This window comes from Streptomyces sp. NPDC059255 (assembly GCF_042752355.1).
Taxonomy (GTDB): domain Bacteria; phylum Actinomycetota; class Actinomycetes; order Streptomycetales; family Streptomycetaceae; genus Streptomyces.
Window position 1 is genome coordinate 35,792 of record NZ_JBHYZP010000024.1, and the last position, 26,794, is coordinate 62,585.

The 26,794-nt window shown below is 71.1% G+C and carries 23 protein-coding genes and 1 riboswitch; of the genes, 18 read left to right on the forward strand and 5 right to left on the reverse strand.

Translation table 11 applies throughout. The features are described from left to right. Positions 1-7 precede the first annotated feature (7 nt). The gene (locus tag ACFXKG_RS25260; RefSeq protein WP_384843311.1) at positions 8-1,426 is read right to left on the reverse strand and encodes a cysteine desulfurase/sulfurtransferase TusA family protein; all 1,419 of its coding nucleotides are present in this window, start codon (positions 1,424-1,426) and stop codon (positions 8-10) included. Between the two features lie 324 nt (positions 1,427-1,750). Between ACFXKG_RS25260 and coxB the strand changes: the two genes are divergently transcribed. The 4 genes from coxB to ACFXKG_RS25280 all read left to right on the forward strand — a co-directional run bounded on the left by coxB (position 1,751) and on the right by ACFXKG_RS25280 (position 6,229). After that, positions 1,751-2,713, forward strand: a complete 963-nt coding sequence (coxB, locus tag ACFXKG_RS25265; protein WP_384843314.1) for a cytochrome c oxidase subunit II — start codon at positions 1,751-1,753, stop codon at positions 2,711-2,713. Beyond that, a complete protein-coding gene (gene ctaD, locus ACFXKG_RS25270) occupies positions 2,710-4,455 on the forward strand; it encodes a cytochrome c oxidase subunit I (RefSeq protein ID WP_382888418.1) in 1,746 nt (581 codons plus the stop codon). The genes coxB and ctaD overlap by 4 nt, the downstream gene beginning before the upstream one ends. Further along, a complete protein-coding gene (locus ACFXKG_RS25275; RefSeq protein WP_365806698.1) occupies positions 4,452-4,850 on the forward strand; it encodes a cytochrome c oxidase subunit 4 in 399 nt (132 codons plus the stop codon). The genes ctaD and ACFXKG_RS25275 overlap by 4 nt, the downstream gene beginning before the upstream one ends. A 128-nt stretch (positions 4,851-4,978) precedes the next feature. After that, entirely contained in the window at positions 4,979-6,229 is a 1,251-nt protein-coding gene (locus tag ACFXKG_RS25280) for an Ig-like domain-containing protein (RefSeq protein WP_384843318.1), read from the forward strand. Positions 6,230-6,391: 162 nt separating this feature from the next. On the opposite strand, the gene ACFXKG_RS25285 is transcribed toward ACFXKG_RS25280, so the two are convergent. Next, positions 6,392-6,793, reverse strand: coding sequence for a hypothetical protein (locus tag ACFXKG_RS25285; RefSeq protein WP_384843321.1), 402 nt, complete (start codon positions 6,791-6,793; stop codon positions 6,392-6,394). Positions 6,794-6,988: 195 nt separating this feature from the next. Between ACFXKG_RS25285 and ACFXKG_RS25290 the strand changes: the two genes are divergently transcribed. From ACFXKG_RS25290 to ACFXKG_RS25315, 6 genes are all read left to right on the forward strand, one after another. Next, complete coding sequence (locus ACFXKG_RS25290; RefSeq protein WP_365806692.1) at positions 6,989-7,609, forward strand: heme-copper oxidase subunit III; 621 nt, start codon at positions 6,989-6,991, stop codon at positions 7,607-7,609. Positions 7,610-7,692: 83 nt separating this feature from the next. After that, positions 7,693-8,502 carry a c-type cytochrome gene (locus tag ACFXKG_RS25295; RefSeq protein WP_382888414.1) on the forward strand — a complete coding sequence of 270 codons (810 nt, stop codon included), beginning with the start codon at positions 7,693-7,695 and terminating at the stop codon, positions 8,500-8,502. Continuing rightward, positions 8,499-9,554 (forward strand): Rieske 2Fe-2S domain-containing protein, encoded by a 1,056-nt coding sequence (locus ACFXKG_RS25300; RefSeq protein WP_384843325.1) that lies wholly within the window; start codon positions 8,499-8,501, stop codon positions 9,552-9,554. The genes ACFXKG_RS25295 and ACFXKG_RS25300 overlap by 4 nt, the downstream gene beginning before the upstream one ends. Then, complete coding sequence (locus ACFXKG_RS25305) at positions 9,551-11,194, forward strand: cytochrome bc complex cytochrome b subunit (protein WP_384843328.1); 1,644 nt, start codon at positions 9,551-9,553, stop codon at positions 11,192-11,194. The genes ACFXKG_RS25300 and ACFXKG_RS25305 overlap by 4 nt, the downstream gene beginning before the upstream one ends. Before the next feature lie 227 nt (positions 11,195-11,421). After that, positions 11,422-12,486, forward strand: a complete 1,065-nt coding sequence (gene trpD / locus ACFXKG_RS25310; RefSeq protein WP_384843331.1) for an anthranilate phosphoribosyltransferase — start codon at positions 11,422-11,424, stop codon at positions 12,484-12,486. Positions 12,487-12,614: 128 nt separating this feature from the next. Next, positions 12,615-12,732, forward strand: a riboswitch (SAM riboswitch). Positions 12,733-12,953: 221 nt separating this feature from the next. Continuing rightward, positions 12,954-14,381, forward strand: coding sequence for an aminotransferase class V-fold PLP-dependent enzyme (locus ACFXKG_RS25315; RefSeq protein WP_384843333.1), 1,428 nt, complete (start codon positions 12,954-12,956; stop codon positions 14,379-14,381). Between the two features lie 88 nt (positions 14,382-14,469). Here ACFXKG_RS25315 and ACFXKG_RS25320 read toward each other — a convergent pair whose 3' ends face one another. Next, positions 14,470-14,751, reverse strand: coding sequence for an Lrp/AsnC family transcriptional regulator (locus ACFXKG_RS25320; RefSeq protein WP_382888409.1), 282 nt, complete (start codon positions 14,749-14,751; stop codon positions 14,470-14,472). A gap of 214 nt (positions 14,752-14,965) precedes the next feature. On the opposite strand from ACFXKG_RS25320, the gene ACFXKG_RS25325 reads away from it, so the two are divergent. The 5 genes from ACFXKG_RS25325 to ACFXKG_RS25345 all read left to right on the forward strand — a co-directional run bounded on the left by ACFXKG_RS25325 (position 14,966) and on the right by ACFXKG_RS25345 (position 20,788). After that, positions 14,966-15,217 (forward strand): hypothetical protein, encoded by a 252-nt coding sequence (locus ACFXKG_RS25325; protein ID WP_365806682.1) that lies wholly within the window; start codon positions 14,966-14,968, stop codon positions 15,215-15,217. Positions 15,218-15,254: 37 nt separating this feature from the next. Next, the gene (locus ACFXKG_RS25330; protein WP_384843337.1) at positions 15,255-16,619 is read left to right on the forward strand and encodes an NYN domain-containing protein; all 1,365 of its coding nucleotides are present in this window, start codon (positions 15,255-15,257) and stop codon (positions 16,617-16,619) included. A gap of 403 nt (positions 16,620-17,022) precedes the next feature. Further along, entirely contained in the window at positions 17,023-18,072 is a 1,050-nt protein-coding gene (locus ACFXKG_RS25335) for an NlpC/P60 family protein (RefSeq protein WP_384843341.1), read from the forward strand. A 342-nt stretch (positions 18,073-18,414) separates the two neighbouring features. After that, complete coding sequence (locus ACFXKG_RS25340; protein ID WP_384843344.1) at positions 18,415-19,467, forward strand: NlpC/P60 family protein; 1,053 nt, start codon at positions 18,415-18,417, stop codon at positions 19,465-19,467. A gap of 43 nt (positions 19,468-19,510) precedes the next feature. Next, positions 19,511-20,788 carry a hypothetical protein gene (locus ACFXKG_RS25345; RefSeq protein ID WP_384843347.1) on the forward strand — a complete coding sequence of 426 codons (1,278 nt, stop codon included), beginning with the start codon at positions 19,511-19,513 and terminating at the stop codon, positions 20,786-20,788. Here the strand turns inward: ACFXKG_RS25345 and ACFXKG_RS25350 are convergent. Next, on the reverse strand, positions 20,745-21,995 hold the full coding sequence (locus ACFXKG_RS25350) for a glycosyltransferase 87 family protein (protein WP_384843350.1): 1,251 nt from the start codon (positions 21,993-21,995) through the stop codon (positions 20,745-20,747). The two genes, ACFXKG_RS25345 and ACFXKG_RS25350, sit on opposite strands and share 44 nt — an antisense overlap. Before the next feature lie 153 nt (positions 21,996-22,148). Here ACFXKG_RS25350 and ACFXKG_RS25355 point away from each other — a divergent pair, with 153 nt between their 5' ends. Beyond that, positions 22,149-23,303 (forward strand): glycosyltransferase family 4 protein, encoded by a 1,155-nt coding sequence (locus ACFXKG_RS25355; protein ID WP_384843353.1) that lies wholly within the window; start codon positions 22,149-22,151, stop codon positions 23,301-23,303. A 78-nt stretch (positions 23,304-23,381) separates the two neighbouring features. Here the strand turns inward: ACFXKG_RS25355 and ACFXKG_RS25360 are convergent, their stop codons facing one another. After that, positions 23,382-25,193 carry an AMP-dependent synthetase/ligase gene (locus ACFXKG_RS25360; protein ID WP_384843356.1) on the reverse strand — a complete coding sequence of 604 codons (1,812 nt, stop codon included), beginning with the start codon at positions 25,191-25,193 and terminating at the stop codon, positions 23,382-23,384. A 312-nt stretch (positions 25,194-25,505) separates the two neighbouring features. Here ACFXKG_RS25360 and ACFXKG_RS25365 point away from each other — a divergent pair, with 312 nt between their 5' ends. Together ACFXKG_RS25365 and ACFXKG_RS25370 are read left to right on the forward strand one after the other, a co-directional pair. Continuing rightward, on the forward strand, positions 25,506-26,273 hold the full coding sequence (locus ACFXKG_RS25365) for a metallophosphoesterase (protein WP_384843575.1): 768 nt from the start codon (positions 25,506-25,508) through the stop codon (positions 26,271-26,273). A 74-nt stretch (positions 26,274-26,347) separates the two neighbouring features. Further along, entirely contained in the window at positions 26,348-26,794 is a 447-nt protein-coding gene (locus tag ACFXKG_RS25370) for an SRPBCC family protein (RefSeq protein WP_365806669.1), read from the forward strand.

Sequence of the window (26,794 nt, forward strand, 5' to 3'; positions counted from 1 at the left end):
TCCGCGCTCACGACACCCGGCGGACCACATACGCGACACCGTGGTCCGCCGGGCGTTCGCCCACGTACTCCTGCCCGCGCATCTCGCACCACGCGGGGATGTCCAGCCGCGCCGCCTCGTCGTCCGAGAGCACCGTCACCGTCCCGCCCACGGGCACCCCGCCGAACACCTTGGCCAGCTCGATCACCGGGACGGGACAGCGCCGCCCGAGCGCGTCGACCACCAGCGAGGGCCCCGTACCGGCGGCGTCGAGGACCCCGGCCCCACCAGCCCCACCGGCCTCATCCGCCCCGGCCGGTGCCCCCAGCCTCTCCCGTACGCCGGACACCACCCCCGGCAGCACCTCCAGGAACCGGTCCACCTCCGCCTCCGGCGTCCCGGCCGGCAGCGAGACCCGGACGTTCCCCTCCGACAACACGCCCATCGCGCGCAGCACATGGGACGGCGTCAGCGTGCTGCTCGTGCAGGACGACCCCGAGGAGACCGAGAAGTCGGCCCGGTCCAGTTCGTGCAGGAGGGCCTCCCCGTCAACATAGAGACACGAGAACGTCACCAGATGGGGGAGCCGCCGCTGCGGATGTCCCACCACCTCCACGTCGGACACCAACTCCGGCACCCGCGCCCTGATCCGCTCCACCAGCGCCCGCAGCCGGACCGCCTCGGCCGCCGCCTCCGCGCGCACCGCGCGCAGTGAGGCCGCCGCCGCCACGATCGCCGGGATGTTCTGGAAGCCGGGGGCGCGCCCCGACTCCCGCTCGTCGGCCGGACCGCGCGGGGCGAACCTGACCCCCTTGCGCACGGCCAGCAGCCCGACACCGGCCGGACCGCCCCACTTGTGCGCGCTCGCCGCCAGCAGCGACCAGGCGCCCTCCACCGGGCCCCAGCCCAGCGACTGCGCCGCGTCCACCAGCAGCGGGACGCCCCGGCTGCGGCACACCTCGGCGACCTCGGCCACCGGCTGCTCCGTACCCACCTCGTGGTTGGCGGACTGGAGGCAGGCCAGCGCCGTGTCCTCGTACAGCGCCCCGGCGTACGTCTCCGGCACCACCGCCCCGTACCGGTCCACCGGCACCTCGGTCACCGTGCCGCCGGTCGCCGCCTCGTGGGCGGTCGCCGCGTGGAGCACCGAGGAGTGCTCGACGGCGGAGACGGTCACCCCGAGCCCGACCCGGCGGCGGCCGGCCAGCGCGCCGGACATCCCGGCGTGGACCGCGTGGGTCCCCGAAGGAGTGAAGACGAGTTCGTCGGGGCGGCAGCCGACGGCCTCCGCGGCGGCCTCCCGGGCCGCGTCCAGCAGCAGTCCGGCCCGTCGCCCCTCGCGGTAGAGGCGGGCGGGGTCCGCCCACCCCTCGTCCAGGGAAGCCTGCAGGGCCTGCCGGGCGACCGGGTGCAGCGGGGCGGAGGAAGCGGCGTCGAAGTAGGGCACGTCGGCCACGCTAACGCGCCGCCGGAGGGGGCGTCAGAAGCGGACCCGCCCCCGCGCGGAGCCCGCCCCCGCCGGCACGAGGAACCCGGACCCGCCCCGCCCGGAACCCGGCCCGACGGGCCCGCGTAAGGCCCCCGAACTGCACAGGCCACTCCTTCGGGGAGTCGGGCGGCGCGTTGGGCACCCTCCCCGCACGCCCTGAAAACGCGTCCAGTAGGGTTTGGTCCGCATAAACATCCACACCCCCGCCCGCGTCAGGGCCGGCGGCCGACCAGGAGACGGCGGCAGCCGGCCGCGCGGGCGAGACTCTCGGGAAGGCGCTACGTGAGTCCCAACGGCTCCGACCGCTCGTCGCGGCGCCCGATGCGGCGGAAGCTGCCGCAGGTGCTGACTGCGGGCCTGATCCTCGCGACCTCCACGGGTTGCACATACAAGGACTTCCCCCGCCTTGGAATGCCCACCCCAGTGACGGAGGAGGCTCCCCGGATCCTCTCCCTCTGGCAGGGCTCGTGGGCGGCAGCGCTCATCACGGGCGTACTGGTATGGGGCCTGATCCTGTGGAGCGTCGTCTTCCACCGGCGCAGCCGCAGCAAGGTGGAAGTTCCTCCGCAGACCCGGTACAACATGCCCATCGAGGCGCTGTACACCGTGGTCCCGCTCATCATCGTGTCGGTGCTCTTCTACTTCACCGCACGGGACGAGTCGAAGCTCCTCAGCCTTTCCGCGAAGCCGGCCCACACGATCAACGTGGTCGGCTACCAGTGGAGCTGGGGCTTCAACTACATCGAGAACGTGGACGGCAACCCCGCCACGGGCAACGAGATCCCCAAGGAACTCGACGCCATCCCCAAGCGGTTCACGGATGCGTTCCCCAAGGGTGCGGAGGGCGTCTACGACTACGGCGTCCCGGGCACGCGGAACCCGCAGACCAACAACCCGGGTCCGACGCTGTGGCTACCCAAGGGCGAGAAGGTCCGGTTCATCCTGACCTCGCGCGATGTCATCCACTCCTTCTGGGTGGTGCCGTTCCTGATGAAGCAGGACGTCATCCCGGGGCACACCAACTCCTTCGAGGTCACCCCGAACCAGGAGGGCACCTTCCTCGGTAAGTGCGCCGAGCTCTGCGGTGTCGACCACTCGCGGATGCTCTTCAACGTCAAGGTGGTCTCCCCGGAGCGCTACCAGAAGCACCTGGAAGAGCTGGCCAAGAAGGGCCAGAACGGCTACATCCCGTCGGGCATCGCGCAGACGGATCCGGCCAGGAATGCGGAGACGAACAAACTGTGAGCATCCTCAACGAACCCCAGGGTGCCGCCGCAGCAGCAGAGGACTCGTACGAGAACGAGCTGCCGGTACGGCGCAAACAGCCGGGCAACGTCGTTGTGAAGTGGTTGACGACCACTGATCACAAGACGATCGGCACGATGTATCTGATCACGTCGTTCGCGTTCTTCTGCATCGGCGGGGTGATGGCGCTCTTCATGCGCGCCGAGCTGGCCCGCCCGGGTACGCAGATCATGTCGAACGAGCAGTTCAACCAGGCGTTCACGATGCATGGCACGATCATGCTGCTGATGTTCGCGACGCCGTTGTTCGCGGGTTTCGCGAACTGGATCATGCCGCTGCAGATCGGGGCGCCGGATGTGGCGTTCCCGCGGCTGAACATGTTCGCCTACTGGCTGTACCTCTTCGGTTCGCTGATCGCGGTGAGTGGTTTCATCACCCCGCAGGGCGCGGCGGACTTCGGGTGGTTCGCGTACTCGCCGCTGTCGGACGCGGTCCGTTCGCCGGGTATCGGCGCGGATCTGTGGATCATGGGACTGGCGTTCTCCGGGTTCGGGACGATTCTCGGGTCGGTCAACTTCATCACCACGATCATCTGCATGCGGGCGCCGGGAATGACGATGTTCCGGATGCCGATCTTCACCTGGAACGTGCTGCTGACCGGTGTGCTGGTCCTGCTGGCCTTCCCGGTGCTGGCGGCCGCGCTGTTCGCCCTGGAGGCGGACCGCAAGTTCGGCGCGCACGTCTTCGACGCGGCCAACGGCGGGGCGTTGCTGTGGCAGCACCTCTTCTGGTTCTTCGGCCATCCCGAGGTGTACATCATCGCCTTGCCGTTCTTCGGGATCGTCTCGGAAATCATTCCGGTCTTCTCGCGGAAGCCGATGTTCGGTTACATCGGTCTGGTGGCGGCGACGATCTCGATCGCGGGTCTCTCGGTCACGGTGTGGGCGCACCACATGTACGTGACGGGCGGGGTGCTCCTGCCGTTCTTCTCGTTCATGACGTTCCTGATCGCGGTGCCCACCGGCGTGAAGTTCTTCAACTGGATCGGCACGATGTGGAAGGGCTCACTGTCCTTCGAGACGCCGATGCTGTGGACGATCGGGTTCCTGGTGACGTTCCTCTTCGGCGGACTCACCGGCGTCATCCTGGCGTCGCCCCCGATGGACTTCCACGTGTCGGACTCCTACTTCGTGGTGGCGCACTTCCACTACGTGGTGTTCGGGACGGTCGTGTTCGCTATGTTCGCCGGCTTCCACTTCTGGTGGCCGAAGTTCACCGGGAAGATGCTGGACGAGCGGCTCGGGAAGATCACTTTCTGGACGCTGTTCATCGGCTTCCACGGCACCTTCCTCGTCCAGCACTGGCTGGGTGCCGAAGGTATGCCGCGCCGTTACGCGGACTATCTCGCGTCCGACGGTTTCACCGCGCTGAACACCATTTCCACGATCAGCTCGTTCGTGCTCGGTCTGTCGGTCCTGCCGTTCTTCTACAACGTGTGGAAGACCGCCAAGTACGGCAAGAAGATCGAGGTCGACGACCCGTGGGGCTATGGCCGTTCACTCGAATGGGCGACTTCCTGCCCGCCGCCGCGGCACAATTTCCTCACGCTGCCGCGGATCCGTTCGGAATCCCCCGCGTTCGATCTGCACCACCCCGAGATCGCCGCACTCGACCAGCTTGAGAACGCCGGCCACGGGGCCGCGGCCGGTGCCCTCGCCGGTGGCAAGGAGGCCGGCAAGTGAAGATCCAAGGCAGGATGTTCATCTGGCTGAGCGTCTTCATCCTCGCCGTGGCCATCGTGTACGGCGTCTGGTCGAAGGAGCCGGTCGGTACGACGGCGCTGTTCCTGGCCTTCGGCCTGAGCGTGATGATCGGCTTCTACCTGGCCTTCACGGCCCGGCGGATGGACGCGCTCGCGCAGGACAACAAGGAGGCCGACGTCGCGGACGAGGCCGGTGAGGTGGGGTTCTTCGCCCCGCACAGCTGGCAGCCGTTCTCGCTCGCCATCGGCGGCGCGCTCGCCTTCCTGGGCGTCGCCATCGGCTGGTGGCTGCTGTACTTCTCGCTGCCGCTGATCCTGGTCGGTCTGTGGGGCTGGGTCTTCGAGTTCTACCGCGGTGAGAACCAGAACCAGTAGCCAGAACCGGTAGCCAGCAGTACCTACCGCGGACCCCGGGGGCCCGGTCACTCCTACCAGGAGTGACCGGGCCCCCCGTTTGCATCACTCGTCGCGCTGCCGGCGGAGAATCTTCTTACCGTGTGCTCATGAACCACACGCCACGCTTGCGCGCCGTCCTGAGCTGCACCGTACTGGTCGTGTCCCTCGGGGCGTGCGCGACCGCGTGCGGCGGTCCCGAGACCCACCCGCTCTCCAACAAGCCGTACGACGCCGACGGGCAGATCGTCTTCAGCGTCGCCGCGGGGGGCAAGAAGGTGAACCCCGACAAGCCGCTCGAAGTGGTCTCCAAGAGCCGCGACGGCAGGATCACGGACGTCACGGCGGTCGACGCGGGCGGCCACTACCTGGCGGGCGAACTCACCGCCGACGGAATGCGCTGGCGCTCCACGGCCCCGCTGGCCGCCGGTGCCCGCTACACCGTCCGGGTCGCCACGGAGAACGAGGAGGGCAAGCCCGGCTCCCGGGCGCTCACCTTCCAGACCGCCAAGCCGAAGAAGACCCTGGAGGTCGAGTTCGGCCCCGACGCGGGCACGTACGGCGTCGGCCAGCCGATCACCGCCACCCTCAGCGAGCCCGTCAAGTCCAAGGCGGCCAGAGCCATCGTGGAGCGCTCCCTGAAGGTACGCTCCACGCCCGCCGCGGACGGCGGCACCTGGCACTGGGTGGACGACGAGACGATGCACTTCCGGCCCAAGGAGTACTGGCCCGCGAACAGCAAGATCACGGCCGTCAGCAACCTCGATGGGGTGAAGATCTCGGACAAGCTGTACGGAAAGGCCACCAAGCCGCTGAAGCTCACCATCGGCGACAAGCTGGAGGCCATCACCGACGCCTCCGCGCACTCCATGACGATCTACCGCAACGGCGAGGAGATCAACACCATCCCGGTCACCACCGGCAAGCCGGGCTTCTCCACCCGCAACGGCATCAAGGTCGTGCTCGGCAAGGAGTACTTCGTCCGCATGCGCGGCTCCACCGTCGGCATCGGCGGCGGCGAGGGGTACGACCTGCCCGTCTACTGGGCGACCCGGGTGACCTGGAGCGGTGAGTACGTGCACGCCGCCCCGTGGTCCGTGGGCTCCCAGGGCGCGGCGAACGTCAGCCACGGCTGCACCGGCATGTCCACCGGCAACGCCGCCTGGTTCTTCGAGACCGTCAAGGAGGGCGACATCGTCCAGGTCATCAACAGCGCCGGTGACTACATGGAGGACTTCGGCAACGGCTACGGCGACTGGAACGTGGACTGGAAGGACTGGCGCAAGGGCAGCGTCCTCCAGGCCGGCACCAGGGAGGGCAGCTCGCCCGCCGACCCGGCGCGGCTGCGCCCGGCGATCTGAGCCCCGTGCGCGGGCCCGGGACGGCGGCGGCCGGGGTGTGAGGCACCCCGGCCGCCGTTACGCCCGTACGTCCGCCACGTCGGCCCGTATGTCCGTACGTGCGCGTCCGCCCGTATGTCCGTCCGTGCGGGCGTACACGTCCGCCCGGACGGAAACCGCTCGTCAGGCGTCCACGGCGAGCCGGGAGCGCAGCAGCGAGGCCAGGGCGTCCGCGAAGCCGACCGGCTCGACCGGCAGCGTCACCGCGGCGTCCGCGCGGCTCCAGGTGGCCAGCCAGGCGTCCTGCGGGCGGCCGATCAGCAGCAGCACGGGCGGGCAGTTGAAGATCTCGTCCTTGATCTGCCGGGAGACGCCCATGCCGCCCGCGGGGGCCGTCTCGCCGTCCAGGACGCAGACGTCGATCCCGCCGCGGTCCAGCCGCTCGATCACCGCGGGCAGGGTCGCGCACTCCACGAACTCGACCGGTGGGACATCGGCGGCCGGCCGCCGGCCCGCCGCCAGCCTGACCTGCTCGCGGGTGTTCGCGTCGTCGCTGTAGACCAGCACGGTGGCGGTCGGCTGCATTGTTCCTCCGTGACATCGGTGTCTGCGGGGGCTCCAGGGCTCCACGGCCCTGAACCGATGCGCGGATCGTACTCCGTCGGACACCGTGTCAGCACGGGTAAGGACAGGCCTTCGCCGGTCCGTTCGAGCTGGACACAGCCCATGGACACACCGAACGGCACCCCGGGAGTCAGCGCGAGATAAGCGACCGACATAATGTCGGTCGTGGCGACAGCAACGACAGTAGAAACCGGGCACGCGCACCCGTCGGTCAATCGGCCGAACCTCACCAGTGTCGGAACCATCATTTGGCTGAGTTCCGAGCTGATGTTCTTCGCGGCCCTCTTCGCGATGTACTTCACCCTGCGATCGGTGATGGGGGCGGATTACTGGAAGGAAATGGCTCATGCCCTGAACGTCCCGTTCTCGGCGACGAACACCACGATCCTGGTGCTCTCCTCCCTCACCTGCCAGCTCGGCGTCTTCGCCGCCGAGCGCGGTGACGTGAAGAAGCTCCGCACGTGGTTCGTGGTCACGTTCGTGATGGGTGCGATCTTCATCGGCGGCCAGGTCTTCGAGTACACCGAGCTGGTCAAGAAGGACGGCATCTCGCTCTCCTCCGACCCGTACGGCTCGGTGTTCTACCTGACCACCGGCTTCCACGGTCTGCACGTGACGGGAGGTCTGATCGCGTTCCTGTTCGTCCTGGGCAGGACGTACGCGGCCAAGAGGTTCACCCACGAGCAGGCTACCGCCGCCATCGTCGTGTCCTATTACTGGCACTTTGTCGATGTCGTCTGGATCGGCCTTTTCGCCACGATCTACTTGATCAAGTAGCCGGACGCCGCGCCCGACGCGCGCCGCCCCACAGACACAGTCCAGAAGCACCGACGCAGAAGATCCTGACACCGGGGTAATCCGTGAAAAAGCTCTCCGCACGACGACGCCATCCGCTGGCGGCGGTCGTCGTCCTACTCTTCGCGCTGGCGGCCACCGGGGGGCTGTACGCCGCGTTCGCGCCCGCGAGCAAGGCACAGGCTGACGAGACCGCCCAGTCCCTTGCCATCGAGGAGGGCAAGAAGCTCTACACCGTGGGCTGCGCAAGCTGCCACGGAGTCGGCGGTCAGGGGACCTCTGACGGCCCGAGCCTGGTCGGCGTCGGCTCCGCCGCCGTGGACTTCCAGGTCGGCACCGGCCGCATGCCGGCCCAGCAGCCCGGCGCGCAGGTACCGAAGAAGAAGGTCATCTACGACCAGAAGCAGATCGACCAGCTCGCCGCGTACGTCGCGTCCCTCGGCGCCGGTCCGATCACGCCGACCGAGAACCAGTACAGCCCCGACGGTGCCGACATCGGCAAGGGTGGCGAACTGTTCCGCACCAACTGCGCCCAGTGCCACAACTTCACCGGTGAGGGCGGCGCGCTGACCCACGGCAAGTCCGCACCGAGCCTTGAGGGCGTGGATCCGAAGCACATCTACGAGGCCATGCAGACCGGCCCGCAGAACATGCCTTCCTTCCCCGACTCCTCGATGCCGGAGCAGCAGAAGAAGGACATCATCGCGTACGTCAAGGCGGTGAACGGGGATGAGACCGTCAGCCCCGGCGGCCTCTCCCTCGGCGGCCTCGGCCCCGTCAGCGAGGGGCTGTTCGCCTGGATCTTCGGACTGGGCGCATTGATCGCCGTTGCCGTCTGGGTCGCGGCCCACACCGCTAAGGCCAAGAAGTCATGAGTAGCCAAGAGAATTCAGTAGAAGAGACCCTGCCGAGCGGCCACACCGCCGCGCACGGCGAGGTGGCGCGCGCCGACGATCCCTTCGCGGATCCGGGGCTGCCGGCCCACAAGCCGCGCATCCAGGACATCGACGAGCGGGCGGCCAAGCGGTCCGAGCGCACCGTCGCCGGCCTGTTCCTGCTGTCGATGCTGGCGACGGTCGCGTTCATCGCCTCGTTCGTCGCCTTCCCGGTCGACAAGAGCGTCTTCATCTTCCCGTTCGGGCACGTCAGCATCCTGCACTTCTCGCTGGGTGTGACCCTCGGTGTCGCCCTGTTCGCCATCGGCGCCGGCGCGGTCCACTGGGCCCGCACGCTGATGTCGGACGTGGAGATCGCCGACGACCGGCACCCGATCGAGGCGCCGCCCGAGGTCAAGGCGAAGGTCCTGGAGGACTTCGCCGCGGGTGCGGCCGAGTCGGGCTTCGGCCGGCGCAAGCTGATCCGCAACACGATGTTCGGCGCGCTGGCCCTCGTCCCGCTCTCCGGCGTCGTGCTCCTGCGCGACCTCGGTCCGCTGCCCGAGAAGAAGCTCCGCTCGACGCTGTGGGCCAAGGGCAAGCAGCTCATCAACATGAACACGATGGAGCCGCTGCGTCCCGAGGACGTCGTCACGGGCTCGCTGACCTTCGCCATGCCCGAGGGCCTGGAGCAGCACAGCGAGGAGTTCCAGAAGGAGATCGCCAAGGCCGCCCTGATGATCGTCCGGATCCAGCCGGACGAGATCAAGGACAAGCAGGAGCTGGACTGGTCCCACCAGGGGATCGTGGCGTTCTCGAAGATCTGCACCCACGTCGGGTGCCCGATCAGCCTGTACGAGCAGCAGACGCATCACGTGCTCTGCCCGTGCCACCAGTCCACCTTCGACCTTTCCGACGGCGCGCGCGTCATCTTCGGCCCCGCCGGTCACGCCCTGCCGCAGCTGCGGATCGGCGTGAACGCGGAGGGCAACCTTGAGGCACTCGGCGACTTCGCCGAGCCCGTCGGCCCGGCCTTCTGGGAGCGCGGATGAGTACCACGACGACCACTGCCACGACGGACGACAAGGCCCGTAAAGCGCCCGCGGGCGAGCGGGTGGCCGACTGGGCGGACGGCCGGCTGGGCATCTACAGCCTGGCCAAGGCCAACATGCGGAAGATCTTCCCGGACCACTGGTCCTTCATGCTCGGGGAGATCTGCCTCTACAGCTTCATCATCATCATCCTCACGGGTGTGTACCTGACGCTGTTCTTCCACCCGTCGATGAACGAGGTGGAGTACCACGGCGGTTACGTCCCGCTCCAGGGCGTGATGATGTCGGAGGCGTTCGCCTCCACGCTGGACATCAGCTTCGACGTCCGCGGCGGTCTGCTCATCCGGCAGATCCACCACTGGGCGGCGCTGATCTTCCTCGCGGCCATGCTGGTCCACATGATGCGCGTCTTCTTCACGGGCGCCTTCCGCAAGCCGCGCGAGGTCAACTGGCTGTTCGGCTTCCTGCTCTTCGTCCTGGGCATGTTCACCGGGTTCACCGGCTACTCGCTCCCGGACGACCTGCTCTCCGGTACCGGTGTGCGGTTCATGCAGGGCGCGGTCCTGTCGGTGCCGGTCGTCGGAACGTACCTGTCGATGTTCCTGTTCGGCGGCGAGTTCCCCGGCGGCGACTTCGTGGCCCGGTTCTACTCGGTCCACATCCTGCTGCTGCCCGGCATCATGCTGGGTCTGGTCGTGGCCCACCTGATCCTGGTCTTCTACCACAAGCACACGCAGTTCGCGGGCCCCGGCAAGACGAACACCAACGTCGTCGGCATGCCGCTGCTGCCGGTCTACATGGCCAAGGCCGGAGGCTTCTTCTTCCTGGTCTTCGGGGTCATCGCGATCGTCTCTGCCATCGCCACGATCAACCCGATCTGGGCGATCGGCCCGTACCGGCCCGACCAGGTCTCCACCGGCGCGCAGCCCGACTGGTACATGGGCTTCTCCGAAGGCCTCATCCGTGTGATGCCGGGCTGGGAGATCAACGCGTGGGGACACACGCTCGTCCTGGGTGTCTTCATCCCGCTGATCATCTTCCCGCTGGTGCTGGTCACGATCGCGGTCTACCCGTTCGTCGAGTCCTGGGTCACCGGGGACAAGCGGGAGCACCACATCCTGGACCGCCCGCGCAACGCGCCGACGCGTACCGCGTTCGGTGTGGCCTGGCTGACCTGGTACTTCATCCTGCTGGTCGGTGGCGGGAACGACCTGTGGGCGACGCACTTCCATCTGTCGATCAACGCGATCACCTGGTTCGTCCGGATCGCCTTCTTCGTCGGACCGGTCATCGCCTTCATCGCCACAAAGCGGATCTGCATCGGTCTCCAGCGGCGCGACGCCGAGAAGGTGCTGCACGGCCGCGAGTCCGGTGTCATCAAGCGGCTGCCGCACGGTGAGTTCATCGAGGTCCACGCCCCGCTGAACCAGGGTGACCTGCACAAGCTGACCGCGCACGAGCAGTACAAGCCCGCCGAGCTGGGCCCCGAGACCGACGAGAACGGGGTACGCCGCAGGGTGTCGCCCGTCGAGAAGCTCAGGGTCAAGCTGAGCAAGGGCTACTACGGCGAGAACAACCAGCTCCCCAAGCCCACCGCGGAGGAGTACAAGGAGATCACCAGCGGCCACGGCCACCACTGATCGCCCGGCCTGACACAGGTCGCCACCACCGAGGGCCCCGGCCCGGTCTCCCCAGGGAGCCGGCCGGGGCCCTCGGCGTGCCACCCGCGGCGTCGTACGCGTTCTCGCGTCCGCAGTACGGGCACTCTTCCACCGGGGCCCGGGTACGCCGATAGGCTTGCGGCCGGGCCGTACGCCGTCACACCGTACGAGGCCCACGCAGCCGTCCCAGACACCCAGGAGCGAGCATGAGCGCTGTTACCCCTGTCGGAGGCGACACCGTGGCGGCCCGCACCTGGCCGGGCGTACTGAACCCTCTGCTGCGCGGCGAGAACCTGACCACCGACGACACGGCGTGGGCCATGGACCGCATCATGGGCGGCGAGGCCACCGACGCGCAGATCGCCGGCTTCGCGGTCGCGCTGCGGGCGAAGGGCGAGACCGTAGAGGAGGTCTCGGGGCTGGTCCGCGCCATGTACACGCACGCCCACACCATCGAGGTGCCCGGCCGTACGGTCGACATCGTCGGCACCGGCGGCGATCTTGCCAAGACCGTCAACATCTCCACCATGTCCGCGATCGTCGTGGCGGGCACGGGCGCCAAGGTCGTCAAGCACGGCAACCGCGCCTCGTCCTCCGCGAGCGGTGCCTCGGACGTACTGGAGAAGCTCGGCGTCAATCTGGAGCTGACGCCGGAGCGGGTCGCCGAGGTCGCGGAGGAAGCGGGCATCACGTTCTGCTTCGCGGTCAAGTTCCACCCGGCGCTGCGGTACGCGGCCAAGGCGCGCAAGGAGCTGGGCGCGCAGACCACCTTCAACATCCTCGGCCCGCTCACCAACCCGGCCCGGGTCAGAGCCCAGGCGGTGGGCGTGGCGGATGTCCGGATGGCGCCCATCGTCGCGGGGGTCCTCGCCGAGCGGGGCAACTCGTCGCTGGTCTTCCGCGGCGACGACGGGCTCGACGAGCTGACCACCACCGCGACCTCCCGGGTGTGGACCGTACGGGACGGCGACGTGACCGAGCAGCCCTTCGACCCGCGTGACGTCGGCCTGGACCTGGTCCCGGTGGAGGCGCTGCGCGGCGCGGACGCCTCGTACAACGCCGATGTCGCGCGCCGGCTGCTGGCGGGCGAGACCGGTCCCGTACGGGACGCGGTGCTGCTCAACTCGGCGGCGGCGCTGGTGGCGCTGGACCTGACGGGCGAGCCGCTGGAGAGCCAGCTCGCGGCGGGGATCGCGCGGGCCGCGGAGGCGATCGACTCGGGCGCGGCGCGGGACGCGCTGGCCCGCTGGGTGGCGGCCAGCAACGCCTGACCGGACGCCGGGGAGGGGCCGGGACGCGGAGCGCGCGTCCCGGCCCCCTTCCTGACCCCGAGCGGGCCCGTCCCGTATCGCGGACAGCGCTTGGGGGGTCCGTGCCGCCGTGCGATACTTTCGGCCAAGGTCATGAGTGACAGCGATTAAGGCCCCGGCTCGCTGTCCGGCAACCCTCCGTCCGTGGCGGGGTGCCCCGGGTGAAGACCAGGCCGTGGGCAGCGAGGTCCGCGGCAAGCGCGGACCCCTTCTCACCTTTGGGGTCCTGGTCCTCAAGGGAGCAGTCTCGTGAGCAAGCGAATGCGTTAGGGCTCATACGCCCCTTCTTCAACACGCCTCCGTACGGTCTCCTCCGTGCGTCGAGGCAACATCCGCATCTGGCGCCACCTCTGTCATGCCGTCATGCTGTGACGGCGCCGTGTGGGTCCTTGAAGCTGTTCCGACTCTTCTCGCCGGGAGACAACGCCATGTCCGCACGCCCCAACACCTCCTCCTCCGCTGCCTCCACCACCACCGCCACCACCGTCTCCGCCGGGTCCGAGGACCCCGCCTGTGGAGCACCGCTCCCGGTGCTCGGCCGCGATGTGACCGTCCCGCTCGTCACCGGCGGCGAGGTCACGTACGCGGCCCTCGACTACGCCGCCAGCGCCCCGGCCCTCCAGCGGGTGTGGGACGACGTCGCCGCCTACGCCCCGTACTACGGAAGCGTCCACCGCGGCGCCGGCTACCTCTCGCAGCTCTCCACCGACCTCTTCGAGAACAGCCGCCGCACCGTCGCGGAGTTCCTCGGCTGCCGCGCCGACGACCAGGTCGTCTTCACCCGCTCGACCACCGACTCCCTCAACCTGCTGGCGGCCGCGCTGCCGGCCGGCTGCCAGGTCTTCGTCTTCGAGACCGAGCACCACGCCTCCCTGCTGCCCTGGCGCGACGCCCGGGTCACCTACCTCAACGCCCCGCGCACCCCGGCCGAGGCCGTCGCCACCCTGGAGCGGGCGCTGGCCGAGCGTGACCCGGACGCCCCGGCGCTGGTCTGTGTGACGGGCGCGTCCAACGTGACCGGTGAGCTGTGGCCCGTACGGGAGCTGACCGCCGCCGCGCACGCCCACGGCGCCCGGATCGTCCTCGACGCCGCGCAGCTCGTCCCGCACCACGCCGTGGACATCGCGGAACTCGGCGTCGACTGGATCGCCTTCTCCGGCCACAAGCTGTACGCGCCGTTCGGCTCCGGGGTCCTCGCGGGCCGCGCCGACTGGCTCCAGGATGCCGAGCCGTATCTCGCGGGCGGCGGCGCCAGCCGCAAGGTGGCGCGCCGTGCCGACGGCGGGGTGGACGTCGACTGGCACGCCACGGCCGCCCGTCACGAGGCCGGCTCGCCCAATGTCATCGGCGTCTACGCGATCGCCTCCGCCTGTCAGGCGCTCACCGAGGCGGGGTTCGACGCGCTGGCCGCCCGGGAGCAGCGGCTGGTCGCCGAGGTGCGCGCGGGACTGGCGGCGGTGCCCGAGGTCCAGGTGCTCTCGCTCTTCGGCGACGACGCGCCGCGGGTCGGCGTCCTGTCGTTCGTGGTGGAGGGGTGGAACAGCTCGCACTTCGCCGCCGCGCTCTCCGCCGAGTACGGCATCGGCGTACGGGACGGTCTGTTCTGCGCGCACCCGCTGGTCAGGACGCTGCTGGGCAGCGACCCGCAGGACCCGGGGGAGTGCGGCGCCCCGGAGGCCGAGCCGGGCGAGCGCTCGCTCAACGCGATCCGGGTCAGCTTCGGCGCGGGGACGCCGGACGAGCACGTGGAGCGCTTCGTACGCGCGGTGCGGGAGCTGGTGAGCGACGGCGCGCGGTGGAACTACCGTACGGAGGAAGGCCGTTGCGTGCCGGACCGGGACGGCGCCGCCGCGTAGCCCCGTACGTCACCCGGAGGTCCCCGGCGGGCCGCTCCCGCCGGGGACCGCCCTGCCTGCCGTGTCTGCCCTGCCTGTCCGAGGCGGTCTACGCGTCGAGTCCGATCGCGAAGGCCGCCTCCAGGTCGTGCTGGGAGTACGTACGGAAGGCGACATGCGTGTCCGTGGCCTCGACGCCGGCGATCTTGCTGATCCGGCCGGGGATCACATCCGCCAGGTCGTCGTGTTTGGCGACCCGGACCATGGCGATCAGGTCGTACTGCCCGGTCACCGAGAAGACCTCGCTGACGCTGTCCAGAGCCGAGATCGCCTCGGCGATCTCGGGGATACGGTCCACGCTGGTCTTGATGAGCACGATCGCGGTGATCACGGTTGGCGTTCTCCCTCGGTGGCCGCCGACTGGACCCCTCACTCTATCGGTACGCCCGTACCGCACCCAGGCGAGGAGAGAGCCCGCTTCGAAGCCCGCGGCGCCGGGGGAGAGCCGTGAGGCCGTAGGGTTGCCGGGTGCCGTCCGCGGTTCGACGCCGCATCGCGGGGCACCGCTTAGGGACGATGGAAATGAAGAGCAAGGGGACGCCACGATGGCAGCACTTCCGACGGTTCCGCAGCCCACGGCCTCCACCCGGTGGCGCTGTACCTTGTGCGGCAATCTGACCAGGTTCGATGTGACCCGCTCGTCCAAGGTCGTCGAGTACGTCCATCTGGACCTGGCCGGGGAGCCGACGGTCGAGGAGCGTGAGGTGGTCAGTGAGACCATCGAGTCGGTGCGCTGCCGCTGGTGCAACGCCGTGGATCAGATCGAACTGGTGGACAGGCCGGGTGCCGGTTCCTGAGGGAGCCGCCCGTAAGGGGTGGATGGGGTGACGGATCGTGGAGCAGCCCGCGAGCGGTGCTGAGCCGGCCGGTGCGGCCGGCGGTGACGCCGCGGAGGCGCTCGACCGCCCGCTCCCCGACGGCGTACGACGCAGGGTCGTCGCGCTCGTCTCGGACGCCTTCGGCGGGCTGACCGTCACCGAGCTGCCTGCCCAGCTGCGGCAGTACGCGCGCTTCACTCCGAACAGGCGTGCGAAGTTCGCGGGCAACGCGATGGCCGCCGCGCTGGAGAGCGACCCCCTGTTCCGGCAGCGCATCGGTGAGCGGATCGGCCAGGCTCAGCCGGAGCTGGCCGCCGCCCTGGAGTCCGGGTCGCCCCCCGCCGCCGCCGACCCCGTCGACGTGGCGGCCGCCGCGTATGTGCTCAGACCGCCCGGATGGGTGAAACTGGTCGCCGCCGCCGGTGAGGAGGCGCAGCGCGCCGACGCCGAGCGTGCCGGTGAGGAGACCCGGCGTGAGCTGGAGCGGCTGCGCGCGGAGCTGTCCGCCGCCAGGTCGCAGACGAAGAGCGAGACGGAGCGGCTGCGCACGGAGCTGGACGCCGCGCGCAAGGAGACCGAGGCGCTCCACCGTAAGCTGCGCAGCGCGCTCAGCGATGTGAAGCGCGGCGACGCCGCCCTGCGCCGCGCGCACGCCGAGTCCGAGGCCTTCAGGACGGAGAGCGCGGCCCAGGTGTCGGCGGCGGAGAGCGAGACGCGCCGGATCAGGGCGCGGCTCGCGGAGGCGGAGTCCACCGTCGAGTCGAGCCGCCGGGCCGCGCGCGAGGGCCGCTCGGTCGAGGACATGCGGCTGCGGCTGCTGCTGGACACGGTGCTGGAGTCGGCGCAGGGGCTGCGCCGTGAGCTGGCACTGCCGCCCGCCGCCAGCCGGCCCGCCGACACGGTCGACGCGGTGGAGCCCGGCCGGATGTCGCCCAAGGACGTGGCGGCCCGCGCGCTCTCGGACATGGATCCGGCGCTGCTCGATCAGTTGCTCGCGCTGCCGCAGGCGCATCTGGTCGTGGATGGCTACAACGTGACCAAGACCGGTTATCCCACGATGCCGCTGGAGAAGCAGCGGCTGCGGCTGCTGGGCGGGCTCGCCATGCTCGCGGCGCAGACGGGCGCCGAGGTGACCTGCGTCTTCGACGGCGCGGAGCTGGCCGCGCCGGTGCTGCTCGCGCCGCCGCGCGGGGTGCGGGTGCTCTTCTCCAAGCCGGGGGTGACCGCGGACGAGCTGATCCGCCAGCTCGTCAGGGCGGAACCGCCGGGCCGCCCCGTGGTGGTGGTCTCCACCGACCGCGAGGTCGCGGACGGGGTGGCTCGCGCCGGTGCCCGGCCCGTCGCCTCCGCCCTGCTGCTGAAGCGGCTCTCCCGCGTCTGACGGGCGACCGGTCGGGGCGAGCGCGAGTGGCTGATCGGTTGGTCGGGTGGCCTATGGTCAACTCTCGTGGTGAATGACCGAATTGGTCGGTGCTTGCGCGGGCATGATGTCAAATGTCTGCTACTGCATGTGTATTGCCGATCTGCTGTCTGTTGGCCTCTGTAAATAATGTGCTTCGTGACGGAGTTTTTCCTTACAAGGATTTGAACTGATCACGAGGAGGTCACTAGGGTCATGCCTCGAACCTTCGCGCGGTTGATCACCCATCCGGGGTGGCAGTGAAGGAACCGCCGTTTTCGCGCAGTTCGGCCCAGTTCGTCGGGGGAACCGTACGCGCGGAGCCGGGACTGACGTCCCCCACCCGAGGACCGGCAGGCGGCTGAGGAAGAAGGAGCTCGCCTCCGTGGCGTCCCACCGTCGTCCCAAGCCCCCGAGCCGTACCCGGGTGACCGTCCTCACCGCGACCGCCGCCGCCGCTGTCGCCCTGAGCGCCCAGGCCGCCAACGCCGCGCCGACGCCGAGCAAGGCGGACGTCAAGGAGAAGGTCGACAAGCTCTACGAGGACGCGGAGCGGGCCACCGAGAAGGCCAGCGGCGCCGATGAGGCGCAGAAGAAGCTGGAGAAGCAGGTCGGCGCCATCCAGGACAAGGTCGCCCGCGGCCAGGACGAGCTCAACCAGATGCGCGACGGCCTCGGTCTGATGGCCAGCAGCCAGTACCGCACCGGCGGCATCGACCCCGCGCTCCAGCTCTTCCTCTCCTCGGACCCGGACAGCTACCTGGAGAAGGCCGGCACGCTCGACCAGATCAGCTCCAAGCAGGCCGAGTCGCTCCGGCAGATCCAGGACAAGCAGCGGACCCTCGCACAGCAGCGCAAGGAGGCCCAGGGCAAGGTCAAGGACCTCGCGGAGACCCGCAAGGTGCTCACCGCGAAGAAGAAGGAAGTCCAGACCAAGCTCAGCGCCGCGCAGAAGCTGCTCAACACGCTCACCGAGAAGGAGCGCGCCGAGCTGGTCAAGGCCGACGAGGAGCGCGCCAGCCGGGGCAGCGGCAGCGGCGGCGGTTCGTCCGCCCGCACCGACCTCGGGGACGCCCCCGCCTCCTCGTCGCGCGCGGCCGCCGCGTTCGCCGCCGCGCAGGGCAAGATCGGCACGCCGTACGTCTACGGCGCCTCCGGGCCCGGCTCGTTCGACTGCTCCGGGCTCACCTCCTGGGCGTACGCGCAGGCCGGCGTCTCCATACCCCGGACCTCCGAGGCCCAGGCCACCGCCGGTGCGCGGCTCTCGCAGGGCCAGCTCCAGAAGGGCGACCTGGTCATCTTCTACGGTGACTGGCACCACGTCGGCTTCTACGCGGGCAACGGCCAGGTGCTGCACGCTCCCAAGCCGGGCGCCAGCGTCCGCTACGAGGCCATCGGGAACATGCCGTTCCAGTTCGGTGTCCGCATCGGCTGACCGCCGGGCGGGCGGAGTCCGGCGGCCTGAGGGTCCGACCGCCTGAGGGTCCGACCGCCGGGAGTCCGGCCGCCTGAGGGCCCGACCGGCTGCGTGCCCGACCGGTCATCTCCGGCTCGACACCCGCCCATTCGGGCGAATTCCCACCGCATACGCTGACACCCGCGCCCCGCCGATGACCTTGAGGTCTACGGCGGGGCGTCACTTTGTGTGCACGGGGCGGTCGTTGGCCGCTCCGTGATCGCCCGGCTACTGTCTGCTCCGCGCAGCACCGGCCAGCGGTCCGCCCACCGGGCGGCAGGGCTGCGCCAGCGCGTACAGCGGAAGGGAGTTCGGCTTCCCGTGGTGTCCCATCGCCGTCCCTCACAGTCCGGCCAGTCTGCTCTGCGTTCCGGCACCCGCGGCAGCGCCGTCGCCGCCGTGTCCCTCGCGGCGGCCACGACGGCGGTGGCGCTCGGCGCCGCCCCGGCGGGTGCCGACCCGAAGGCGACGCCCGAGGCGACCCGGGCCCAGGTCGACCGGCTCTTCGAGCAGGCCGAGCGGGCCACCGAGTCGTACAACAAGGCGGGCGAACGCGTCACCGAGCTACGGACGCTGCTCGACTCGGCGCAGGACAGGGCGGCGCGCGGCCAGGAGCGCGTCAACACGATGCGCGGCGCGCTCGGTTCGCTCGCCGGCGCCCAGTACCGCTCGGGCGGCGTCGACCCCGCCCTGGCCCTGCTGCTCTCCTCCGACCCGGACGGCTATCTGGAGAAGGCCGCCGTCCTCGACCGGGTCGGCGCCCGCCAGTCCGGCGCGCTGAAGGAACTGGGGCTGGCGCAGCGGAGCCTCGGGCAGGTGCGCAGCGAGGCCGCCCGTGACCTCGCCGACCTGGAGCGCAGCCGGGCCGCCGTCGCCCGCCACAAGCGCACGGTCGAGGGCCGCCTCGCCGAGGCGCGCCGGCTGCTCAACACGCTGACCGAGGCCGACCGCGCCTCCTACGACCGGGCCTCCCGCTCCGACCGCGGTGAGCTGCCCGGCGCGCTCTCCGGCCCCGGCGCGCCCCCCTCCGCACGGGCCGCAGCTGCGGTCCAGGCCGCCCAGCGCGCCGTCGGCCGGCCCTACATGTGGGGCGCCAACGGGCCCTCGGGCTTCGACTGTTCGGGGCTCACACAGTGGGCGTACGCCCAGGCCGGGGTCGGACTGCCGCGCACCTCCCAGGCCCAGCGGTCCGTGGGGGCGCGGGTGCCGCTCTCCCAGGCGCGCCCCGGCGACCTGGTGGCGTACCGCGACGACGCCAGCCACATCGGCATGTACGTGGGCAACGGCCAGGTGATCCACGCCCCGTACCCCGGCGCCTCCGTGCGCTACGACCCGGTCGGCATGCTGCCGGTCTCCTCGGTCACCCGGGTCTGACGTCCCGCGGGGGCGCGGGCGCCGGGCCCGTACGATCGGCGGCGTGGCAGGCCCGGGACGTGACGACGACGGCGCGCCCGGCGGCGGGGTCGGGCGGCGCGCCGTCCTGCCGCTGCTGGCCGGGCTGCTCCTCGCCCCCGGCTGTACGGCTCCGGCGCGCACCCCCGCCGGAGCCGGCGCGTCCGGCGCCCGCGACGCGTCCGACGCCCCGGCGGCCGACGGGATCCGCCGGACCCTGGAGCGCCGGGCCGCCGCCCTCCTGGACCGTGACGCGGCCGGCCACCTGGCCGCCTTCGACCCCGCCGCGCGGGCCGCGGCGCGCGCCGAGTTCGGGAACCTCGCCGAAGTGCCCCTCGACTCCTGGGCGTACCACCTCACCGGGGTACGGCGCTCCGGCGGCCGGGCGGCCGTCCGCGCCGAGCTGCGCTACGGGCTCACCGGCCACGACGCGGCGCCCGTCGTCACGCCCCGCGCGCTGGAGCTGACCGAGCGCGCCGGCCGCTGGTACGTGCGCGCCGACCGGCCGGGCGACGGGGCGGGCGCCCAGCTCTGGGAGCAGGGCGCGGTACGGGCCGTACGCGGCGCCCACGGCCTGGTCCTCGGCACCGGGCCCGACGAGGCGCGGCTGCGGGACGTCGCGGCCGCCGCCGACCGCGCCGTACCGGCCGTCGGGGCCGCCTGGCCGGGCCGCTGGGCGCGCCGGGTGCTGGTGCTGGTGGCCGAGGACCTGACGGCCGTGGGAGGGCTCCTGGGGGCGCCCGCCGCCGGTTACCGGGGCATCGCCGCCGTCACCACCGGCGAGACCGGCCGCCGGGGCGCCGCGCCCGCCGACCGGATCGTCGTCAACCCGGAGGCGTACGGGCAGCTCTCGGCCCACGGCAGGGAGATCGTGCTGACCCACGAGACCACCCACGTCGCGACCAGGACCGCCACCTCGGCCGCCACCCCGTCCTGGCTCTCCGAGGGCTTCGCGGACTGGGTCGCGTACCGGGGCACGGAGCTGACCGCCGGGCAGATCGCCCCCGAACTCCGGCGGGCCGTACGCCGCGGCGAGGCGCCCGGCGCGCTCCCCGCCGACGCGGACTTCGCGTTCGGCGCGGACCCGGCCCCGCTGGCCCGCGCGTACGAGGGCGGCCGGCTGGCGTGCGAGCTGATCGCCGCGGAGTGGGGCGAGGAGAAGCTGACCGCCTTCTACCGCGCCGTCGGCGCCCACCCGGGCCGCGCGGGCGCCGTCCGGAAGGCCGCGCGCGACGTCCTGTCCACCACGCCGGAGAGGCTCACGGAGCGGTGGCGCGATCATGTGCGGCGGAGTCTGCGCTGACCCCTCGCGCCGCCGCGGCGCGCCGGGGCCCGGAGACCGTCTCCCGCCACAGCCGGCGGCAGGCGGTCAACGTCGCCGCGACGAGCAGGCCGTTCCGTACGAACAGCAGCGCCACGCCGATCGCGTCCCCGGCCACGACATGGCCGAACCCCAGCGGGAATTCGAGCAGCGTCACCCCCGTGGCGGCCACCACCAGCACTGCGGGCGCGGTCATCCGGCTCGCCCGGAGCGTCAGACAGACGGCGGCGAGCCCGACCAGCCAGAGCAGGTACTGCGGACTGATCACCCGGCTCGTGGTGGTGAACAGCAGCACCGCCGTGAACGCCGCGTCGAAGGCCGTACCGGCCGGATACGGCGCACGGGCCCGCAGCCGCCACACCAGCAGCCAGCCGAGGGCGAGCACGGAGAGCGCCAGCGCCACGGAGCTGACCAGCGGCACGTACGGCCCGACGAACTCCACCGAGCCGTAACTGAGCTGTACGCCGCCCTCCCAGCCGACGTGCCGCCACACCTGGAACACCAGCGCGCCCAGCGACTCCACCTCCGTGCCCCGCTCCCGCTGGAAGGTCAGGAACGCCAGCGCGCCGGGGAGCGCCGCGCACGCGGCCGCGGTCAGCAGCGCCGCCGTCACCGCCGCACTCGTCCAGGCCCGGCGGGTCGCCCGGCCCGGCGGGGTCCCCACCAGCAGCAGCGCCGGCCACACCTTCAGCAGCGCGCCGCACGCCGCGAGCGCCCCCATCAGCCTCGGCCGCCCCGCTCCGGCGAGCAGCGCCGCCACCGCCACCGCCGTCACCATCACGTCGTACCGCGCGTACGCGGTCGGCCCCAGCAGCGGCACGCCCGCCACCCACACCCACGCGCCGCGCACCGACCGGCCGGGGCCCGTGGCCGCGCGCAGCAGCAGCCCGAGAACGGCCGCGTCGCAGAGACACGCCAGCACGAAGAAGGCCGACGCGTAGCCGAGGAACGGCAGTACGGCGGGGGAGAGGACCGCCAGCGCCGCCCCGGGCGGATACTGCCAGGTCACGTCCGACAGCGGGTAGGTGCCGGATCCCAGCACCTCGTACCAGCCCCGGTAGATCACCGAGACGTCGCTGGTGACGTCGGGCCCCGGCACGGTGAGGACCTTGAACACACAGAGCAGCAGCACCGCCCTGGTGAGGGTCCACACCGCGACCGCGGCCCGTGTGTGGTGCGTGCCCGTCATGACCGCCCTTCCAGCCCTTCCAGCCCCTTGCAGGAGTCGGCCATCCGTCCGGTTCGTCCGGATTGCGGAGGCCGGCCCCCGCCATGATGCCCGTCCCGGCCGGCTCCGGCCCGTGAGGCGGGGCCGCGGTGCGGCCCGGTACTGTCGGCGGCGATGCACAAGACATTGATCGTGACCAATGACTTTCCGCCCAGGCCGGGCGGCATCCAGGCGTTCCTGCACAACATGGCGCTGCGCCTGGACCCCGAACAGCTCGTCGTCTACGCGTCCACCTGGAAGCGGGGGCGCGAGGGCGTCGAGGCCACCGACGCCTTCGACGCGGAGCAGCCGTTCCTCGTCGTACGCGACCGTACGACGATGCTGCTGCCGACCCCGCGCGTCACCCGCAGGGCCGTCGGGCTGCTGCGCGAGCACGGCTGTACGTCGGTCTGGTTCGGCGCGGCGGCCCCGCTCGGCCTGATGGCGCCCGCGCTGCGCCGGGCGGGCGCGCGGCGCCTCGTCGCCACCACGCACGGCCACGAGGCGGGCTGGGCACAGCTACCGGCCTCCCGCCAACTGCTGCGCCGCATCGGGGAGTCCACCGACACGATCACCTACCTGGGCGACTACACCCGGTCGCGGATCGCGCCCGCGCTCACCCCCGGGGCCGCCGCGCGGATGCGGCAACTCCCGCCGGGTGTCGACGAGAAGACCTTCCACCCGGACTCGGGCGGCGCGGCGGTGCGCGCCGCGCTCGGGCTCACGGACCGGCCCGTCGTCGTCTGTGTCTCCCGGCTGGTGCCGCGCAAGGGCCAGGACACCCTGATCCTCGCCATGCCCGCGATCCTGGCGCGGGTGCCGGACGCGGTCCTGCTGATCGTGGGCGGCGGCCCCTACGAGGCCGAGCTGCGGAAGCTGGCCGGGACCACGGGGGTCGCCGCCTCCGTACGCTTCACCGGCGCCGTCCCCTGGGCGGAGCTGCCGGCCCACTTCGGCGCGGGCGACGTCTTCGCGATGCCCTGCCGCACCCGGCGCGGCGGACTCGACGTGGAGGGCCTGGGCATCGTCTACCTGGAGGCGTCGGCGACGGGCCTCCCGGTGGTCGCGGGCGACTCGGGCGGCGCGCCCGACGCGGTGCTGGACGGCGAGACGGGCTGGGTGGTCCACGGCGGCCCGCCGGAGCTGGCCGCCCGGGAGTCCGCCGACCGTATCGTCGCCCTGCTCCAGGACCCGGAACTGCGCCGCCGGATGGGCGAGCGGGGCCGGGCCTGGGTGGAGGAACGCTGGCGCTGGGACCTCCTCGCGGAACGCCTGCGCCGACTGCTCTGAGGCCGCCGGGCACGGGCGTTCCCCGTACGAGGGGCCCCGTACGAGGGGAGCGCCCCCGCATGAGGGGAGCGCCCCCCGTCAGCCCTGGTAGATCGCCTCGATCTCGTCCGCGAAGTCCTTCGCCACCACGTTCCGCTTCAGCTTCAGCGATGGCGTGATGTGTCCCGCGTCCTCCGTGAACTGCGAGGTCAGCACGCGGAACTTACGGACCGATTCCGCCTTCGAGACCGCCGCGTTGCCCTCGTCCACCGCGCGCTGCACCTCCGCCAGCAGCTCCGGGTCGAGGCGGAGCGTCGCCGCGGTCGAGGCGGCCGGTTTGCCGTGCTCCTTCGCCCAGCGGCCGAGGAACTCCTCGTCCAGGGTGATCAGCGCGCCCACGAACGGGCGGCCGTCGCCGACGACCATGCACTCCGCCACCAGCGCGTGCGCCCTGATGCGGTCCTCGATCACCGCGGGTGCGACGTTCTTGCCGCCCGCCGTGACCAGGATCTCCTTCTTCCGGCCCGTGATCGTGAGGTAGCCGTCCTCGTCGAGCGTGCCGATGTCGCCGGTGTGGAACCAGCCGTCTGCCAGCGCCTCCGCCGTCGCCTCCGGGTTGTTCCAGTACCCCGTGAACAGGTGGTCGCCGTGGAGCAGCACCTCGCCGTCGTCCGCGATCCGGATGACCGTGCCCGGCATCGGCTGGCCGACCGTGCCGATCTTCTGCCGGTCCCAGGGGTTGAACGACGTCGCCGCGCAGGACTCCGTCAGGCCGTACCCCTCCAGCACCGTGAAGCCGATGCCGCGGTAGAAGTGGCCCAGCCGCTCGCCCAGCGCGGCGCCGCCGGAGATGGCGTGCTCGGCGCGCCCGCCGAGCACCGCGCGCAGCTTGCGGTAGACGAGCCGGTCGAAGACCGTGTGGCGGATCCGGAGCCCCAGGGACGGGCCCCGCGGGGTGGAGAGGGCGCGGCTGTACGCGATCGCCGTGTGCGCCGCCCGGTCGAAGATCCGGCCCTTGCCGTCCGCCTGCGCCTTGGCGCGCGCCCCGTTGTAGACCTTCTCGAAGACGCGCGGGACCCCGAGGATCAGCGTCGGCTGGAACGAGGCCAGTTCGTCGGTGAGGTTCTTGATGTCCGGTACGCAGCCGAGCTTGACCGGCGCCATCACGGCCGCCACCTCGATCAGCCGCCCGAAGACATGGGCGGCGGGGAGGAAGAGAAGGATGGAGCACTCGCTGGTGCGGAAGAGGGGTTTGAGGCGTTCCACCGCGTTGCCGGCCTCCGCGAAGAAGGCGCGGTGCGTCAGCAGACACCCCTTGGGGCGTCCGGTGGTGCCCGAGGTGTAGACGATCGTCGCGGGGTCGTCGGCCTTCGCGCTCGCGGCCCGTTCGTCGACCGTCGCGTCCGTGATCTCCGCGCCCGCGGCCGTCAGCCGCGCCACCGCGCCTTCGCCGGGCGCCTCCGCGTCGAGCTGCCAGACGTCGCGCAGACCGGGCAGCCGGCCCCGTACGGACTCGACCGTCGCCACGTGCTCGCCGCTCTCCACGATCGCCGCGACCGCGCCCGAGTCACCGAGGATCCACTGCACCTGCTCGGCCGAACTGGTCTCGTACACCGGGACGGTGACCGCGCCCGCGGTCCAGATCGCGAAGTCGAACTGCACCCACTCGTAGCGGGTGCGCGACATCAGGGCGACCCGGTCACCCGGCCGGACGCCCGCCGCGATCAGCCCCTTCGCGACCGTCCGCACCTCCGCGAGGAACTGGGTGGCGGTGACATCGGTCCAGGTGCCCGCCACCTTGCGGCCCATCACCGCGACATCGGGATACTGAGCGGCATTGCGGCGGATGAGATCCGTCAGATTGCCGTCCGAGGGGACCTCGTACAGGGCCGGAAGGCCGAACTCGCGCAAGACTGCTGCTCCTCATCGGGCGTCGGCGCCACGGCGTCGTGCGTGCCGGCCGCGGTCCAAGATCGGGCAGGTGCTCGACGGAGCGAGCACGACTGGACTGCCCGGACGTTACCCACCGGTACTTCACACCGGTAGAGGGGCCCGGCCAGATGTTCCGTGCGTCACATCGTCTTTGACGGTACTTCGCGCACATTAGTCCACCCCTCTCGTACCGCGAAAGTAACCGCAGGTAGGGCGCCGTCCGGAGGCGGCCCCCACTACCGTGGGCGGCGTTCCGGACGCACTCCTCTAGGCTGATCGTCCATGGTGGGTATGCGGGTCAACGTGGTCAGCGACGTACACGGGAACGCCAAGGACCTCGCGCGGGCCGGGGACGGCGCCGACGCGCTCCTCGTCCTCGGTGACCTGGTGCTTTTCCTGGACTACGCGGATCACTCGCGCGGGATCTTCCCCGACCTCTTCGGCGTCGCCAACGCCGACCGGATCGTGGAGCTGCGCACCGCCCGCCGCTTCGACGAGGCCAGGGAGTTCGGCCGCGCGCTGTGGGCTGCGCTCGAACTCGACCAGGAGACCGCGATCCAGCAGGCCGTGCGGCGTCAGTACGCCGAGCTGTTCGCCGTCCTGCCCAATCCGACGTACGCCACCTACGGCAACGTCGACATCCCGTCCCTCTGGCCCGAGTACGCGCGCCCCGGCGTCACCGTGCTCGACGGCGAACGCGTCGAACTGGGCGGCCGGGTCTTCGGCTTCGTCGGCGGCGGACTGCGCACCCCCATGCGCACGCCGTACGAGATCTCCGACGAGGAGTACGCCGCCAAGGTCGAGGCGCTCGGCGAGGTCGACGTGCTCTGCTCGCACATCCCGCCCGAGGTGCCCGAGCTGACGTACGACACCGTCGCCCGCCGCTTCGAGCGCGGCAGTCGCGCCCTGCTGGACGCCATCCACCGGACCCGGCCCCGGTACGCCCTCTTCGGCCACGTCCACCAGCCGCTCGCCCGCCGGATGCGCGTAGGGGCCACCGAGTGCGTGAACGTGGGGCACTTCGCGTCGGCCGGGCGGCCGTGGACCATGGAATGGTGACCGTCGCACTCGCGATAGCCTGCACACCACAGACCCAGAAGCCGGAACAGCACCGGCACCGGAGGAACACGGCGATGGCGGAACACACCAGTTCGAGCATCACGATCGAGGCGGCACCGGCCGACGTCATGGGCGTGATCGCCGACTTCGCCCGCTACCCCGACTGGACCGGCGAGGTGAAGCAGGCCGAGGTGCTGACCACCGACGACCGGGGCCGCGCCGAGCAGGTCAGGCTGGTGCTGGACGCCGGCGCCATCAAGGACGACCACACCCTCGCCTACACCTGGACCGGCGACAACGAGGTCAGCTGGACCCTCGTCAAGTCCCAGATGCTGCGCGCCCTCGACGGCTCCTACCTGCTCCGGCCCGTCGCCGGCGGCCACACCGAGGTCACCTACCGGCTGACCGTCGACGTCAAGATCCCCATGCTCGGCATGATCAAGCGCAAGGCGGAGAAGGTCATCATCGACCGCGCCCTCGACGGCCTCAAGAAGCGCGTCGAAGCCGGCTCGGCGGCCTGA

Bases quoted from the DNA above. Each gene is read 5' to 3' on its own strand.
- ACFXKG_RS25280 (WP_384843318.1), top strand. From the start codon at position 4,979: ATGAACCACACGCCACGCTTGCGCGCCGTCCTGAGCTGCACCGTACTG.
- ACFXKG_RS25285 (WP_384843321.1), bottom strand. From the start codon at position 6,793: ATGCAGCCGACCGCCACCGTGCTGGTCTACAGCGACGACGCGAACACC.
- ACFXKG_RS25290 (WP_365806692.1), top strand. From the start codon at position 6,989: ATGTCGGTCGTGGCGACAGCAACGACAGTAGAAACCGGGCACGCGCAC.
- ACFXKG_RS25300 (WP_384843325.1), top strand. From the start codon at position 8,499: ATGAGTAGCCAAGAGAATTCAGTAGAAGAGACCCTGCCGAGCGGCCAC.
- ACFXKG_RS25305 (WP_384843328.1), top strand. From the start codon at position 9,551: ATGAGTACCACGACGACCACTGCCACGACGGACGACAAGGCCCGTAAA.
- trpD (WP_384843331.1), top strand. From the start codon at position 11,422: ATGAGCGCTGTTACCCCTGTCGGAGGCGACACCGTGGCGGCCCGCACC.
- ACFXKG_RS25315 (WP_384843333.1), top strand. From the start codon at position 12,954: ATGTCCGCACGCCCCAACACCTCCTCCTCCGCTGCCTCCACCACCACC.
- ACFXKG_RS25325 (WP_365806682.1), top strand. From the start codon at position 14,966: ATGGCAGCACTTCCGACGGTTCCGCAGCCCACGGCCTCCACCCGGTGG.
- ACFXKG_RS25350 (WP_384843350.1), bottom strand. From the start codon at position 21,995: ATGACGGGCACGCACCACACACGGGCCGCGGTCGCGGTGTGGACCCTC.
- ACFXKG_RS25355 (WP_384843353.1), top strand. From the start codon at position 22,149: ATGCACAAGACATTGATCGTGACCAATGACTTTCCGCCCAGGCCGGGC.
- ACFXKG_RS25365 (WP_384843575.1), top strand. From the start codon at position 25,506: ATGCGGGTCAACGTGGTCAGCGACGTACACGGGAACGCCAAGGACCTC.
- ACFXKG_RS25370 (WP_365806669.1), top strand. From the start codon at position 26,348: ATGGCGGAACACACCAGTTCGAGCATCACGATCGAGGCGGCACCGGCC.